At 73.9% G+C, this 13,985-nt stretch carries 13 protein-coding genes and 1 tRNA gene; 3 read left to right on the top strand and 11 right to left on the bottom strand.

All coding sequences use genetic code 11. The features are described from left to right. Positions 1-39: 39 nt before the first annotated feature. The 3 genes from AB0O09_RS11690 to AB0O09_RS11700 form a co-directional block, all read right to left on the bottom strand. Positions 40-714, bottom strand: coding sequence for a LuxR C-terminal-related transcriptional regulator (locus AB0O09_RS11690; protein ID WP_363541407.1), 675 nt, complete (start codon positions 712-714; stop codon positions 40-42). Positions 715-942: 228 nt separating this feature from the next. Continuing rightward, positions 943-1,018: transfer RNA gene (locus tag AB0O09_RS11695), tRNA-Thr, on the bottom strand. Positions 1,019-1,122: 104 nt separating this feature from the next. Further along, positions 1,123-1,572 (bottom strand): helix-turn-helix domain-containing protein, encoded by a 450-nt coding sequence (locus AB0O09_RS11700; protein WP_363541408.1) that lies wholly within the window; start codon positions 1,570-1,572, stop codon positions 1,123-1,125. A gap of 143 nt (positions 1,573-1,715) precedes the next feature. On the opposite strand from AB0O09_RS11700, the gene AB0O09_RS11705 reads away from it, so the two are divergent. Further along, a complete protein-coding gene (locus AB0O09_RS11705; RefSeq protein ID WP_363541409.1) occupies positions 1,716-2,315 on the top strand; it encodes a flavodoxin family protein in 600 nt (199 codons plus the stop codon). 23 nt (positions 2,316-2,338) lie between these two features. Here the strand turns inward: AB0O09_RS11705 and AB0O09_RS11710 are convergent, their stop codons facing one another. Next, complete coding sequence (locus AB0O09_RS11710) at positions 2,339-3,676, bottom strand: MFS transporter (protein ID WP_363541410.1); 1,338 nt, start codon at positions 3,674-3,676, stop codon at positions 2,339-2,341. A 111-nt stretch (positions 3,677-3,787) separates the two neighbouring features. On the opposite strand from AB0O09_RS11710, the gene AB0O09_RS11715 reads away from it, so the two are divergent. Continuing rightward, the gene (locus AB0O09_RS11715; protein WP_359978701.1) at positions 3,788-4,018 is read left to right on the top strand and encodes a hypothetical protein; all 231 of its coding nucleotides are present in this window, start codon (positions 3,788-3,790) and stop codon (positions 4,016-4,018) included. A 52-nt stretch (positions 4,019-4,070) separates the two neighbouring features. Here the strand turns inward: AB0O09_RS11715 and AB0O09_RS11720 are convergent, their stop codons facing one another. The 7 genes from AB0O09_RS11720 to rsmI all read right to left on the bottom strand — a co-directional run bounded on the left by AB0O09_RS11720 (position 4,071) and on the right by rsmI (position 11,943). Next, positions 4,071-5,870, bottom strand: coding sequence for an ABC-F family ATP-binding cassette domain-containing protein (locus tag AB0O09_RS11720; protein WP_363541411.1), 1,800 nt, complete (start codon positions 5,868-5,870; stop codon positions 4,071-4,073). A gap of 113 nt (positions 5,871-5,983) precedes the next feature. Beyond that, a complete protein-coding gene (locus AB0O09_RS11725) occupies positions 5,984-6,919 on the bottom strand; it encodes a 4-(cytidine 5'-diphospho)-2-C-methyl-D-erythritol kinase (RefSeq protein ID WP_363541412.1) in 936 nt (311 codons plus the stop codon). Then, positions 6,916-7,800, bottom strand: coding sequence for a 16S rRNA (adenine(1518)-N(6)/adenine(1519)-N(6))-dimethyltransferase RsmA (gene rsmA / locus AB0O09_RS11730; RefSeq protein WP_344622021.1), 885 nt, complete (start codon positions 7,798-7,800; stop codon positions 6,916-6,918). The genes AB0O09_RS11725 and rsmA overlap by 4 nt, the downstream gene beginning before the upstream one ends. Positions 7,801-7,857: 57 nt before the next feature. Continuing rightward, on the bottom strand, positions 7,858-8,736 hold the full coding sequence (locus AB0O09_RS11735) for a TatD family hydrolase (protein WP_363541413.1): 879 nt from the start codon (positions 8,734-8,736) through the stop codon (positions 7,858-7,860). Beyond that, positions 8,736-10,355, bottom strand: coding sequence for a methionine--tRNA ligase (metG, locus tag AB0O09_RS11740; RefSeq protein WP_363541414.1), 1,620 nt, complete (start codon positions 10,353-10,355; stop codon positions 8,736-8,738). Before metG ends, AB0O09_RS11735 begins: the two co-directional genes overlap by 1 nt. Positions 10,356-10,453: 98 nt before the next feature. Next, positions 10,454-10,897 carry a hypothetical protein gene (locus AB0O09_RS11745; RefSeq protein WP_344622025.1) on the bottom strand — a complete coding sequence of 148 codons (444 nt, stop codon included), beginning with the start codon at positions 10,895-10,897 and terminating at the stop codon, positions 10,454-10,456. 200 nt (positions 10,898-11,097) lie between these two features. Continuing rightward, positions 11,098-11,943 carry a 16S rRNA (cytidine(1402)-2'-O)-methyltransferase gene (gene rsmI / locus AB0O09_RS11750; RefSeq protein ID WP_363541415.1) on the bottom strand — a complete coding sequence of 282 codons (846 nt, stop codon included), beginning with the start codon at positions 11,941-11,943 and terminating at the stop codon, positions 11,098-11,100. Between the two features lie 132 nt (positions 11,944-12,075). Between rsmI and AB0O09_RS11755 the strand changes: the two genes are divergently transcribed. Continuing rightward, positions 12,076-13,953 carry a phospholipid carrier-dependent glycosyltransferase gene (locus AB0O09_RS11755; protein ID WP_363541416.1) on the top strand — a complete coding sequence of 626 codons (1,878 nt, stop codon included), beginning with the start codon at positions 12,076-12,078 and terminating at the stop codon, positions 13,951-13,953. Positions 13,954-13,985 lie beyond the last annotated feature (32 nt).

Genomic DNA, 13,985 nt, shown 5'->3' on the forward strand with positions numbered 1-13,985 from the left:
AACGACCACGAGTCAACATTCGAGGGGGTTCGCGAAGGGTCAGGCGGACCGGTCCACCCGGTCCAGCAGTCCGGTCCTGGCGGCCACCGCCGCCGCCTCCAGCCGGGAGCGGGCGCCCAGCTTCACCAGCACCCGCTGGACGTGGGTGCGCGCGGTGCTGGAGGCGATGCCCATCCCCGCGGCGATCGCCGCGGTGTCCTCGCCCTCGGCGATCCGCGCCAGCACCTGGGCCTCGCGCCGGGTGAGCAGCCGCAGCAGCCGTACGGCGTCGTCGTCCGGCTCGGCGGCCGGGCGCAGCAGCGCCTCGAAGGCACCCCGCAGCACGTCGACGGCGACCGCGGCCTCGCCCGCCCGGACCCGGGCGACGGCACGCTCGACGACCTCGATCCGCTCGTCGCTGCGCACGTAGCCGGCCGCGCCGGCGGCGAAGGCCGCCGCCACCCGCCCGGGGTCGCCGACCGGGCCGAGCACCACGACGGCCAGCTCGGGCCGCTCCGCCCGCAGTTGTCGCAGCGGGCCGAACGGGTCGGCGTCCTCGGCCGGCTCGGCGATCCCCAGCAGGCAGACCTCGGGCCGCCGCCCGGCGACCAGGCCGACGACGGCGGTGGCGGGCGCCCCCACGGCGAGGACGCGGTGCCCGCGCAGCCGCAGGGCGGCCGCCAGGGCCTCGGCCAGCAGGCGGTGGTCGTCGACGATCACGAGCCGAACGCCCACGGCGCCCTCCCCCAGTCCCCCGCGCCGTTCCGCCGGGGACCTCCGCACCCGGCCCGGTGCGTGACGCACCATCACAGCGCATCCCCGGCGGGTCCGCCAGGCCGCCTGGCGGCCGAGCGGCCGGGAACGGGGCTCGGGGCCGGCCGGGGAAGATCCGGGGAAGGCCCGGGGAACACATGCGGGAAACGCCGAAGGCCCCCGCCTTTCGGCGAGGGCCTTCGAGCTCCGTGGAGCCCCCATGCGGAATCGAACCGCAGACCTTCTCCTTACCATGGAGACGCTCTACCGACTGAGCTATAGGGGCTTGTTCTCGGCGTGTTCCCGGTGTTCCCCGCGAACGAGGAAGACATTACAGGGTGGGCGGCCGGAAAGGGAAATCGGTCGCGGGCGCTTCGATCGGGCCCCGGATCAGTCCTGCGGGGCGCAGGCCCCGTCGTGCGCCCGGTCGAAACGCTCGCGCGCCGCCACCACCTGGCCGGCGTAGGACTCGACCCAGTCGCCGAGCGGGGCGATCCGCTCCGCGAGGGTGCGGCCCAGCGGCAGCAGCCCGTAGACGACCCTCGGCGGGGTCTCCGGGTGGACGGTGCGCAGCACCAGCCCGTCCCGCTCCAGGGCGCGCAGCGACTGGGTGAGCATCTTGCGGCTGACCCCGCCGACCGCGCGCTGGAGCTCGGAGAACCGCTGCTCGCCACAGCTGTGCAGGCTCAGCAGGAGCAGCAGCGACCACTTGTCGGCGAGCTCGGCGAACACGTCCCGACTGGGGCAGACGGCGGCGAAGATGTCGAACCCCTGGTCGCCGCCGGGACAGGTGTCCGGGGTCTCGGGGCGCGGGTCGGCGATCTGCTGGGGGGTGGCCATACCGCAAGGGTAGCGCCGGCGGTCTCCAATCGGGAGTTGGTAACCATCGGAGACCTGGTCTACATTGGAGACCGTCAAGCCCCGGCCGGCCCGTCCGTCCGGCCACCGGGCATCCGTCCGCCCTCTTCGAGGAGTCATCCCGCATGACGACCGCCATCCGTCCCACCGTCGCCATCGCCTACCACTCCGGCTACGGCCACACCGCCGTGCTGGCCGAGGCCGTCGCCCGCGGTGCCGCCGCGGCCGGCGCCGACGCGGTGCAGATCGCCGTGGACGCCATCACCGAGGAGCAGTGGGCGCAGCTCGACGCCGCCGACGCGATCGTCTTCGGCTCGCCGACCTACATGGGCACCGCCTCCGGCGCCTTCCACGCCTTCGCCGAGGCCAGCTCCAAGCGCTGGTTCGGCCAGACCTGGAAGGACAAGCTGGCCGCCGGCTTCACCAACTCCGCCTCGAAGAGCGGCGACAAGCTGCACACCCTGCAGTTCTTCACGGTGCTCGCCGCCCAGCACGGCATGCACTGGGTGAACCTGGGCCTGCACCCGGGCTGGAACTCCACCACCGCCTCGGAGAACGACCTCAACCGCCTCGGCCTGTTCCTCGGCGCCGGCGCCCAGACCAACAACGACCAGGGCCCGGAGGGCGTCCACAAGGCCGACATCGCCACCGCCGAGCACCTCGGCGAGCGGGTCGCCAACCAGGCCGCGATCACCCTGGCCGGCCGGGCCGCCCTGGCCGCCTGACGTATCATCACCCTGACGCGCAGTCACCGCCCGGCCGCCGCACCCCCGTCCAGCACGGGGGTCCGGCGGCCGGCCGCGTCCAGCTCCGCCCCGCGGGTCTCCGGCAGGCCGAGCACGCACAGCACCGACACCCCGCCGAGCGCCGCCAGGTACCAGCCGACCGGCACGGCCGTCCCGTATGCGGCGGTCAGCCGGGTCGCCACCAGGGGCGCCGTCGCCCCTCCCACCACGCCCGCCAGGTTGTAGGCCAGCGCCGCCCCCGTGTAGCGCACCCGGGTCGGGAAGAGCTCCGGCAGGTACGAGGCGACCGGCCCGAGCATCGCGCCGAGCAGCGCCATCGCCCCGAGCAGGGCGAGCGCGATCCACGCCGTCCGGCCGGTCTCCAGCAGCGGGAAGAGCACCGCCGACCAGAGCGCCGCCAGGGCCGTCGCGGTGGCCAGCGTCCGCCGCCGGCCGAACCGGTCGCTCGCCCGCGAGGCGAGCACCACCGTGCCGCCCTTCAGCACCGCGCCCGCCATCAGCAGGCCGAGCACCGGGGTCCTGGCCACCCCCAGGTCCGCCGTCAGGTGCGCCAGCGCGTAGGTGGTCGTCAGGTAGAACAGCGCGTACCCGGACATCACCGCTCCCGCGCCGAGCAGCACCGGGCGGCCGTGCCGGGCCAGCACCTCCGCCACCGGCACCCGCGAGCGCGCCCGCTCCGCGCGGAACACCGGGCTCTCCGCCACCCGTAGCCGGACGAACAGGCCGATCGCCACCAGCACCAGGGACGCCAGGAACGGCACCCGCCAGCCCCAGGCGAGGAAGGCCGCCTCGTCCAGCACCGCGCCCAGCACCAGGAAGACCCCCGTCGCCAGGAAGAACCCGGCGCACGGCCCGAGTTGCAGCAGGCCGCCGTACCGGCCGCGGCGGCCCGCCGGGGCGTGCTCCGCGAGCAGCAGGGCCGCCCCGCCCCATTCGCCGCCCAGCCCCAGCCCCTGGCAGAAGCGCAGCACCGTGAGCAGCACCGGCGCCCAGCCGCCCCACCGGCCGTAGTCGGGCAGCAGGCCCACCGCCGCGGTGGACAGGCCCATCAGCAGCAGCGACACCACCAGGGTCGCCCGCCGGCCGAGCCGGTCGCCGAAGTGCCCGAACAGCACCGCGCCCAGCGGGCGGGCCACGAAGGCCACCGCGTAGACGGAGAAGGCGGCGAGCAGCGAGCCGACCGCCCCCAGCCCGGGGAAGAAGACCCGGCCGAAGACCAGGGCGGCGGCCGTGCCGTAGATGAAGAAGTCGTAGAACTCGACGGCGGTGCCGAGGAGGGCCGCGGCGGCCACCCGGCGCAGCGCCGCCTGATCGCCCACTGATGTGGTGTCATGCGTCATGACGCCCACCCTGGCAAGGCGCTGAGCTGCGAGGACAGCAGGCACACGGGTGATTCGGGAGCGAACGGCCGGACGGGAGCCGGGGTGGTGCGCCGCCCGGGGAGCGGCGGTATGGTGGCCGCCTCCGCCTCCGAAAGGCCGCACGTGAACAACGTGTTCGACGACAACGGCGTGTTCGACAAGCTCTTCGCCGTGCTCTGCCTCGCGCTCACCCTGCTGCTGCTCGACCTGGGCGTCGCCCAGTACCGCCACGGGGGTTCGGCCGCCTGGGCGCTCCTCGCCGCGGCCCTGCTGCCCGCCGCCGGCTGGGAGACCGTCCGCCGGTTCCGCCCCCGGCGCTGAGCGCCGCGGAACGCCGAAGGGCGCCCCGGCGGGGCGCCCTTCGGCGTGGACGTCAGACCTGTTCGGCCAGCTCCAGCCAGGCCATCTCCAGCTCCTCCTTCTCGTCACGGACCTTCCGCAGTTCGGCGTCCAGTTCCGCGACCTTGGAGAAGTCGGCGGCGTGCTCGGCGAGCCGGGCGTGCAGCTTGGACTCCTGGTCGTCCAGCTTGGCGATCTGCCGCTCCAGCTTCTGCATCTCCTTCTTCACCGCCCGGGTGTCCGCGGCGGGCTTCGCCGGTGCGGCCGGGGCCGCGGCGGCGGCCGGCGCGGCCGACTCGGCCATCCGGGCCCGCCGCTCCAGGTACTCGTCGACGCCGTTCGGCAGCATCCGCATCCGCCGGTCGCCGAGCAGCGCGTAGACGGTGTCGGTGGTGCGCTCGATGAAGAAGCGGTCGTGGCTGATCACGATCATCGAGCCGGGCCAGCCGTCGAGGAGGTCCTCCAACTGGTTGAGCGTCTCGATGTCGAGGTCGTTGGTGGGCTCGTCGAGGAAGAGCACGTTGGGCTCGTCCATCAGCAGCCGCAGCAGCTGGAGGCGGCGGCGCTCGCCGCCGGACAGGTCGCCCACCGGCGTCCACTGCTTGTCCTTGCCGAAGCCGAACTGCTCGCAGAGCTGACCCGCGCTCATCTCCCGGCCCTTGCCGAGGTCGACGCGGCCGCGGACCTGCTCGACGGCCTGCAGCACCCGGGTCGCCGGGTCCAGCTCGGCGACCTCCTGCGAGAGGTACGCCAGGCGCACGGTCTTGCCGACCTTGATCACGCCGCCGGCCGGCTGCACGTCGCCCTCGGTCGCGTACGCGGCCTGCATGGCCCGCAGCAGCGAGGTCTTGCCGGCGCCGTTGACGCCGAGCAGGCCGATCCGGTCGCCGGGGCCGAGCTGCCAGGTCAGATGGTCCAGCAGGTGCTTGGGGCCGGCCTTGATGCTCACGCCCTCCAGGTCGAACACCGTCCGGCCGAGGCGGGCGTTGGCGAACTTCATCAGCTCGGACTTGTCACGCGGCTCCGGCACGTCGGCGATCAGCGCGTTGGCCGCCTCGATCCGGTAACGCGGCTTGGAGGTGCGGGCGGGGGCGCCGCGGCGCAGCCACGCCAGCTCCTTGCGGGCCAGGTTCTGCCGCTTCTGCTCCTCGGTCGCCTCGATCCGGGAGCGCTCGGCGCGGGCGAAGACGTAGTCGGAGTAGCCGCCCTCGTACTCGCGGACCTCGCCGCGCTGGACGTCCCACATCCGGGTGCAGACCTGGTCGAGGAACCAGCGGTCGTGGGTGACGCAGACCAGCGCCGAGCGGCGGGCCTGCAGGTGGCGGGCGAGCCAGGCGATGCCCTCCACGTCGAGGTGGTTGGTGGGCTCGTCCAGGACGATCAGGTCGGGCTCGCCGAGCAGCAACTTGGCCAGCGCGATCCGGCGGCGCTCGCCGCCGGAGAGCGGGCCGATCACGGTGTCCAGGCCGTCGGCGAAGCCCGGCAGGTCGAGGCCGCCGAACAGGCCCTCGATGATGTCGCGGATCCGGGAGTCGCCGAGCCACTCGTGGTCGGCCCGGTCGGCGATCACCTCGTGCCGGATGGTGGCCTCGGGGTCGAGGGAGTCGTGCTGGGTGAGGACGGCCATCTGCAGGCCGCCGGAGTGGGTGATCCGCCCGCTGTCCGGCTCCTCCAGCTTGGCGAGCATCCGGATCAGGGTGGTCTTGCCGTCGCCGTTGCGCCCGACGACGCCGATCCGGTCCCCCTCGCTGACGCCGAGGCTCACCCCGTCCATCAGGGCACGGGTGCCGTACACCTTGGTGACGGACTCGATGGTGGCGAGGTTGACGGCCACTGCAGCTGCGCTCCTGGGAGGGGGTCGGGAGGGATCTCCGACCACCCAGCCTAGTGGGAGGCGGCGACGTCCCGGCCCGCTCCGTCCGCCGGCCGCCCCGGACGGCCTGCGGTTCAGGCCGTGGGGGCGCCGACCTCCGCGCCCGGGACGGGGCCGTGGGTGGCGTGGGCGGTGCGGCAGGTGCCGGAGGTCCGCAGGGCGGCGGCGATCGCCTCGGCGGACTCGGCGTCCTTGGCGAGGAAGGCGCAGGTCGGGCCGGAGCCGGAGACCAGGGCGCCGATCGCGCCGGCCTCGGTGCCCGCGTGCAGGGTGTCGGCGAGCGAGGGCCGCAGCGAGAGGGCGGCGGCCTGCAGGTCGTTGGTGAGCGCGGCCGCCAGTGCGACCGGGTCGCCGGAGGCGAGGGCGGCGAGCAGCGCCGGGTCGGCGTCCGGGGTGGGGACGTCGGCCTCCGAGGAGCCGGTGCCGGCCTCCTCGCGGAGCCGGTCGCACTCGCGGAAGACGGCCGGGGTGGAGAGCCCGCCGTCGGCGACCGCGAACACCCAGTGGAAGGTGCCGGCGACCGGCAGCGCGTCCAGGATCTCGCCGCGGCCGCGGCCCAGCGCGACCCCGCCGAGCAGGGCGAACGGCACGTCGGAGCCGAGCTCGGCGGCGAGCTCCAGCAGGGTCCCGATCGGGGTGGCCAGGCCCCAGAGCGCGTCGCAGGCGACCAGGGCGGCGGCGCCGTCCGCGCTGCCGCCGGCCATCCCGCCGGCCACCGGGATGGCCTTGGCGATGTGCAGGTGGACGCCCGGGTCGGCGAGGCCGTGGTGGGCGGCGAGCAGCCGGGCCGCGCGGGCGGCGAGGTTGCTGTCGTCCAGCGGGACGGACGCCGCGTCGGGGCCGGTGCAGGAGAGCGTGACGCCCTCGCCGGGGCCCACGGGCTCCGCGGTGACCTCGTCGAAGAGGCCGACGGCGAAGAAGACGTTGGCCAGGTCGTGGAAGCCGTCGGCGCGCAGGCCGCCGACGCCGAGCTGGACGTTGACCTTGGCGGGGACGCGAACCGTGATCATTTCTGGGCCTCGGGCTTGTGCTCGGCGATGGCGGCGAACTGTTCGACCGTCAGCATCTCGCCGCGCAGCTTGTGGTCGATTCCGGCGGCGGCGAGCGCCTGTTCGGCGCCGGCGGGCGAGCCGGCCCAGCCGGCCAGGGCGGCCCGCAGGGTCTTGCGGCGCTGGGCGAACGCGGCGTCGACCACGGCGAACACCTCGGCGCGGGAGGCGGAGGTCTTCGGCGGGTCGCGGCGGATCAGCGACACCAGCCCGGAGTCGACGTTCGGCGCGGGCCAGAACACGTTGCGGCCGATCGCACCGGCCCGCTTGACCTCGGCGTACCAGTTGGCCTTCACCGAGGGCACGCCGTACACCTTGTTGCCGGGCTTGGCGGCGAGCCGGTCGGCGACCTCGCTCTGCACCATCACCAGGGTGCGCTCGATGCTCGGGAAGGTCTGCAGCATGTGCAGCAGCACCGGGACCGCCACGTTGTAGGGCAGGTTGGCGACCAGCGCGGTGGGCGCCGGGCCGGGCAGCTCGGTGACCTCCATGGCGTCGCTCAGCACCAGGTCGAAGTCCTTCGCCTTCTCCGGCATCCGGGAGGCGACGGTGGTCGGCAGGTGTCGGGCGAGCAGCGGGTCGATCTCGACGGCGGTGACGTGCGCGGCCACCTCCAGCAGCGCCAGGGTCAGCGAGCCGAGCCCGGGGCCGACCTCGACCACGCTGTCCTCGGCGGTCACCCCGCCGGCGCGGACGATCCGCCGCACGGTGTTGCCGTCGATGACGAAGTTCTGCCCGCGCTGCTTGGTCGGCTTCACGCCGAAGGCGGCCGCCAGCTCGCGGATGTCGGCCGCGCCGAGCAGGTGGTGGTCGGCGGCGGGTGCGGGATCGGTGCTGCTCACCCCGCAAGGATACGGGCGCCGCGGCGCCCCCGGCTTCGACGGTCTCTCGGTGGGGGCTCAGTAGCCGAAGGCGCGGGCGGTGTTCGCGGCGATCGCGGTGGCCATCTCGTCCTCGCCGATGCCGCGGTGGGCCGCCATGGCGCGGAGGGTGACCGGGATCAGGTAGGGGGCGTTGGGGCGGCCGCGGAAGGGGTGCGGGGTGAGGAAGGGCGCGTCCGTCTCGATCAGGACGCGGTCGAGCGGGGTCACCGCGAGGGCCTCGCGCAGGGCGTGGTTGGCCTTGTAGGTGACCGGGCCGGCGAAGGAGAGGTACCAGCCGTGCTCGGCGCAGACCTTGGCCATCGCGGCGTCGCCGGAGTAGCAGTGGAAGACGGTGCGCTCGGGCGCGCCCTCCTCCAGGAGCAGGGCGATGACGTCCTCGTGGGCGTCCCGGTCGTGGATGACCAGGGCCTTGCCGTGCCGCTTGGCGATCTCGATGTGGCGGCGGAAGGACTCCTTCTGGATGTCCGCGCCCTCGGGGCCGGTGCGGAAGTAGTCGAGGCCGGTCTCGCCGACCGCCTTGACCTGCGGCAGGGCGGCGAGTGCGTCGATCTCGGCGAGCGCCTCGTCGAGGGCGGCGGCCCCGCCGGGGGCCCGGTGCTGCCCGGACCAGCCGTCGGGGTCGCCGAGGAAGATCCGCGGCGCCTCGTTGGGGTGCAGGGCGACGGCCGCGTGCACGGCCTCGAACTCGGCGGCGAGCTCCGCCGCCCAGCGCGAGCCGCGCACGTCGCAGCCGACCTGGACGACCGTGGTCACCCCGACCGAGGCGGCCCTGGCGAGGCCCTCGGCGGGGGTGCCGTCCTGCATGTCCAGGTGGGTGTGCGAGTCGGCCACCGCCACGGCCAGGGGTTCCGGCAGCGGCGGCGGGGTCGACCGGTCGTCGTCCTTCTTGGCCATCAGGAGGCGGGCTTCTCTTCCAGGCGGGGGAACAGGATGTCGCCCTTGGTGACGGTGGCGCCGACGGGCAGCCGGCCCCAGTCGGCGACGGTGGCGATCGTCTGGTCGGCGAGGGCGCCGAGGCCCTCCTCCGCGCCGAGCGAGTCCCACAGCTTGGCGGAGGTCGCCGGCATCAGCGGGTTGAGCAGCACGGCGGTGGCGCGCAGCGCCTCGGCCGCGGTGTAGAGGATCGTGGCGAGGCGGGCCCGCCCCTCCTCCGAGGTGTCTTTGGCGACCTTCCACGGCTCCTGCTCGGTGAGGTAGCCGTTGACCAGCTTGACGAACTCGAAGATCGCCGCGATGCCTCCGGCGAAGTCCAGCTCCTCGCCGATCTTCGCGTCGGCCTCGGCCGCGGCCTTGGCCAGGCCGTCGACGACGGCCTGCTCGGCGGCGCCGGCGGCGGTGGCCGCGGGCAGCTTGCCCCCGTGGTACTTGCCGACCATGGCGGCCACGCGGGAGGCGAGGTTGCCGAAGTCGTTGGCGAGCTCGGAGGTGTACCGGGCGGTGAAGTCCTCCCAGGAGAACGAGCCGTCGGTGCCGAACGGGATCGCCCGCAGGAAGTAGTAGCGGTAGGCGTCCACGCCGAAGTGCGAGGTGAGGTCGGTGGGCGCGATGCCGGTCAGGTTGGACTTGGACATCTTCTCGCCGCCGACCATCAGCCAGCCGTTGGCGACGACCCGCTTGGGCAGCGGCAGGCCCGCGGCCATCAGCATGGCCGGCCAGATGACCGCGTGGAAGCGGAGGATGTCCTTGCCGACCAGGTGGACGGAGGCCGGCCACAGCTCGGCGAAGCGCTCCGGGTCGGCGCCGTAGCCGGCGGCGGTGATGTAGTTCTGCAGCGCGTCGACCCACACGTAGAGGACGTGCTTCTCGTCCCAGGGCAGCGGCACGCCCCAGTTGAAGGTGGAGCGGGAGATCGAGAGGTCCTGCAGGCCCTGCTCGACGAAGCGCAGCACCTCGTTGCGGGCGGAGGCGGGCGCGATGAAGTCCGGGTTGGCCGCGTAGAACTCCAGCAGCTTCGGACCGTAGGCGGAGAGGCGGAAGAAGTAGTTCTCCTCCTCCAGCCACTCGACCGGGCGCTTGTGGATCGGGCAGAGCTTCTCGTCCTCGGTGGCGCCGGGGAGCAGCTCACCCGGAAGCTTGTACTCCTCGCAGCCGACGCAGTACGGGCCGGAGTAGCCGCCCTTGTAGATCTCGCCCTTGTCGTGGAGGTCCTGGACGAACTCCTGCACGCGGTCGGTGTGCCGCTGCTGGGTGGTGCGGATGAAGTCGTCGTTGGCGATGTCCAGGTGCTGCCAGAGCGGCTTCCACGCCTCCTCGACCAGCTTGTCGCACCACTCCTGCGGGGTGACGCCGTTGGCCTCGGCGGTCCGCATGATCTTCTGACCGTGCTCGTCGGTACCCGTGAGATACCAGACGTCCTCGCCGCGCTGGCGGTGCCAGCGGGTGAGGACGTCGCCCGCGACCGTGGTGTACGCGTGGCCCAGGTGCGGGCGGTCGTTCACGTAGTAGATCGGGGTCGTGACGTAGTACGCCGAGCGCGGGGCGTCGGTGGTGCTGTGGTCTTCAGTGGCCGCCATGCCACCGAATCTTAGTCGCGCGAAGGAACCGCCCTCGACCGATTACCGGCCCGGGCCCGGCCCCTCCGGCGTCGGCGGGGCCGGGCGGGCGGGCCGGATCAGTCGGCCCGGTGCCCGAAGAAGCCGAACCAGCGGCGGCGCTGCCCGGCGGGCACCGGGTGCTGCTCCTCGGCCGCGGCGCGCCGCGGCTCCTCGGGTTCGGGGTGGCTCTGGTAGCCGGGCGCGTGGTGCACCTGGCCCTCGGCACCGGCCACCCGGCCCTCGCGCATGATCCGGACCTTGTGGCCGCCGCAGCCCGGGCAGGTGGGCTCGCGCAGCGGCGAGGGGACCCGGACGCCGTTCGCCTTGTACTCGAAGACGATGCGGCCCTCCCGGTCCACGTGGTGCTCGATGTCGTACGCCTGCTCCCAGCCGTAGCCGCAGCTCAGGCACGCGAAGGAGTACGCCTCCCGAACGGTTTCGACCTTCGGGGGCCGCCGGGTGGTCAGTCCGACGCCGCTGGGCGTTTCGCCAGTCAGAGGGCTACCGATCGTCTCGCTCATAGCCGTCTCCCAGGTGCCCGCCGGACGGTCGTCCGGCTCGGGTCTTCATCCCGGACGATTCCCGCACGGGCGGGTTTCCCACCCGACTTGTCAAGTCTTGGACGTGCGTTGGGAAGACCTGTACGCAGCCGGTGGAACGCGGGCACTGCCGGGGTGCTTCCCTCCACGGTACGACCGGCACCCGCGGGGAGCACGCCTGGTCAGCCCGCGTTCTTCGCGGCCACCACGGCGTCGAAGACCTCGCGCTTGGGCAGGCCGAGATCCGCGGCGACGGCGGCGATGGCCTCCTTGCGGCGCTCCCCGGCCTCCTCGCGGACGGCGACCCGGCGGGCGAGCTCGGCGGGGCCGACCTCCTCCGGCGCGGCGGGCGGGGCGCCGGCCACCACGACGGTGATCTCGCCCTTGACGCCGTCGGCGGCCCAGGCGGCCAGCTCGGCCAGCGGGCCGCGACGGACCTCCTCGTAGGTCTTGGTGAGTTCGCGGCAGACCGCGCCGGGGCGGTCGCCGCCGAAGGCCTCGGCCATCGCGGCGAGCGTCTCGGCGATCCGGTGCGGGGCCTCGAAGAAGACCATGGTGCGCGGTTCGGCGGCGACGGTGGCGAGCTGGCGGGCCCGGTCGCCGGCCTTGCGGGGCAGGAAGCCCTCGAAGGTGAAGCGGTCGACCGGCAGGCCGGAGAGGGCGAGCGCGGTGAGCACCGCGGACGGGCCGGGCACGGCGGTGACCCGGATGCCGGCCGCGACGGCCGCGTCGACCAGCCGGTAGCCGGGGTCGGAGACCGAGGGCATGCCGGCGTCGGTGACCAGCAGCACCCGGGCGCCGCCGCGCAGCGCCTCGACGAGTTCGGGGGTGCGGGCGACCTCGTTGCCCTCGAAGTACGACACCACCCGGCCGGTCGGGGCGACGCCGAGCGCCTGGGTCAGCCGGCGCAGCCGCCGGGTGTCCTCGGCGGCGACGACGTCGGCCCCGGCGAGCTCGGTGAGCAGCCTGGGCGGGGCGTCGCCCACGTCGCCGATGGGGGTTCCTGCGAGCACGAGTACACCTGTCACGGACACCATCCTCCCAGGGCCGGGCGAGTGCCGGGCCGGGCACCGGGACAGCGGGGCGAACGGTGACGAACCGGGCGGGTTGGCGGGGGAGGTCCCCGGGGGCCCTCCTGCTTCCGGGGGAGCGCCCCTACGATGTGGCGCGTGAGCGGCGACACGGCATCCGAGGCGCCTGGGGGCGCGGACCACACCGACCAGGGCGGCGTGGCGCTGCTGAGCGCGTCCACGGCGGCGCCCGGCGGCGCACCCGCGGTTCCGGGCCTGCCCGGGCCGCGCGGCCCGGAACCGGAGCCGGAGCGGCCGTTCTGGCGGCGGCGGCTGGAGCGCGCGGGGTACCGCGCGGCGGAGCCGCTGCCGGTGGCGCGGCGACTGGTGCCGCCGATGCCGGACGGCCCGGGGGTGACCCCGGCGGTGGTGCCGCCCTCACCGGTGCTGCTGCAGCTGGGGCTGCGCCTGCCGGACGGGCTGTGGTCGTGGCTGTGCCGCTGGTCGGGCTGGATCGGCCCGGTGGCGGTGGCGGTCTTCGGCGGTCTGCTGCGGTTCTGGCACCTGGGCACGCCGAAGGCGCTGATCTTCGACGAGACGTACTACGCCAAGGACGCGTACTCGCTCTGGCGGGGCGGCTACGAGACCAGCTGGGCGGACGACGCCAACAACCTGATCACCGCGGGGCACCCGACGGTGCCGTACCGGGCGGACCCGGCGTACATCGTCCATCCGCCGGTCGGCAAGTGGATCATCGGCCTGGGCGAGCAGGTTTTCGGGATGAACCCGCTGGGCTGGCGGTTCATGACGGCGGTGCTCGGCACGCTGTCGATCCTGATGATCGCCCGGATCGGGCGGCGGCTGTTCCGCTCGACGCTGCTGGGCTGCGTGGCGGGGCTGCTGCTCGCGGTCGACGGCCTGCACTTCGTGATGAGCCGGACGGCGCTGCTCGACCTGGTGGTGATGTTCTGGTTCGTGGCGGCGTTCGGCTTCCTGCTGCTGGACCGGGACCGGACGCGGGGCGTCGTCGCACGGCGGCTGGAGGCCGGTGCGGGCCCGGACTGGGTGTTCCTCGGCTGGCGGCCGTACCGGCTGGCGGCGGGCGTCTCGCTGGGCCTGATGACCGCGACCAAGTGGAGCGGCCTGTACGCGCTGCTGGCGTTCGCGGTGATGGGCGTGCTCTGGGACGCCTCGACCCGCCGGGCGGCGGGCAGCCACCGGTGGCTGCTGTGGGGCCTGTTCGACGCGGTGGTGGCGCTGCCGCTGCTGTTCGCGGTCACCGTCGGCGTGTACCTGGCCTCCTGGACGGGCTGGTTCCTCAGCAGCGCGGTGCCCGGCAAGGGCGGCTACGGCCGCGACTGGGCGGAGCACCGGGCCGGCCTGTCGCCGGACCACCTGATGGGCCTGCCGCTGCCGCAGTTCGACGTGAGCTGGGTCCCGGCGGGCCTGCGCAGCCTGTGGCACTACCACGCCACCATGTACGACTTCCACGTCCACCTGACCAGCCCGCACACCTACCAGTCGAACCCGTGGAGCTGGCTGCTGCTCGGCCGGCCGGTCTCCTTCTTCTACGAGTCGCCGAAGGCCGGCCAGGCGGGCTGCACGGCGACCGAGTGCGCCCGCGAGGTGCTGGGCATCGGCACCCCGGTGCTGTGGTGGGCCGGCATCGCGGCGCTGGCGTACTGCCTGTACCGCTGGGCGGTGCGGCGCGACTGGCGGGCCGGGGCCGTCCTGTGCGGGGTGGCCGCGGGCTACCTGCCGTGGTTCGGCTACCAGCAGCGCACGATCTTCCTGTTCTACGCGGTCGCCTTCGTGCCGTTCCTGGTGCTGGCGGTGACCATGATGATCGGCGCCCTGCTCGGCCCGGCGGGGGCCGGCCGGGACCGCCGGCTGATCGGCGGTGCGGCGGCCGGACTGCTCGTTTTCGCGGTCATGTGGAACTTTCTGTACTTCCACCCCCTGTATACGGGGGAGACGATCCCGATGGACGACTGGCGGGCCAGGATGTGGTTCACCAGCTGGATCTGACCGCCGCCCGCGGACGACGGGTGTCACGAGTG

The sequence above is a fragment of the Kitasatospora sp. NPDC093679 genome, from assembly GCF_040683455.1.
Lineage (GTDB): Bacteria > Actinomycetota > Actinomycetes > Streptomycetales > Streptomycetaceae > Kitasatospora > Kitasatospora arboriphila.

What these genes read in the sequence shown, in the direction of transcription:
- metG (WP_363541414.1), bottom strand. Translation starts at nt 10,355, where the DNA reads ATGGCGGCCACTGAAGACCACAGCACCACCGACGCCCCGCGCTCGGCG.
- AB0O09_RS11710 (WP_363541410.1), bottom strand. Translation starts at nt 3,676, where the DNA reads ATGACGCATGACACCACATCAGTGGGCGATCAGGCGGCGCTGCGCCGG.
- AB0O09_RS11755 (WP_363541416.1), top strand. Translation starts at nt 12,076, where the DNA reads ATGTGGCGCGTGAGCGGCGACACGGCATCCGAGGCGCCTGGGGGCGCG.
- AB0O09_RS11745 (WP_344622025.1), bottom strand. Translation starts at nt 10,897, where the DNA reads ATGAGCGAGACGATCGGTAGCCCTCTGACTGGCGAAACGCCCAGCGGC.
- AB0O09_RS11725 (WP_363541412.1), bottom strand. Translation starts at nt 6,919, where the DNA reads ATGATCACGGTTCGCGTCCCCGCCAAGGTCAACGTCCAGCTCGGCGTC.
- AB0O09_RS11705 (WP_363541409.1), top strand. Translation starts at nt 1,716, where the DNA reads ATGACGACCGCCATCCGTCCCACCGTCGCCATCGCCTACCACTCCGGC.
- AB0O09_RS11700 (WP_363541408.1), bottom strand. Translation starts at nt 1,572, where the DNA reads ATGGCCACCCCCCAGCAGATCGCCGACCCGCGCCCCGAGACCCCGGAC.
- AB0O09_RS11715 (WP_359978701.1), top strand. Translation starts at nt 3,788, where the DNA reads ATGGTGGCCGCCTCCGCCTCCGAAAGGCCGCACGTGAACAACGTGTTC.
- AB0O09_RS11735 (WP_363541413.1), bottom strand. Translation starts at nt 8,736, where the DNA reads ATGGCCAAGAAGGACGACGACCGGTCGACCCCGCCGCCGCTGCCGGAA.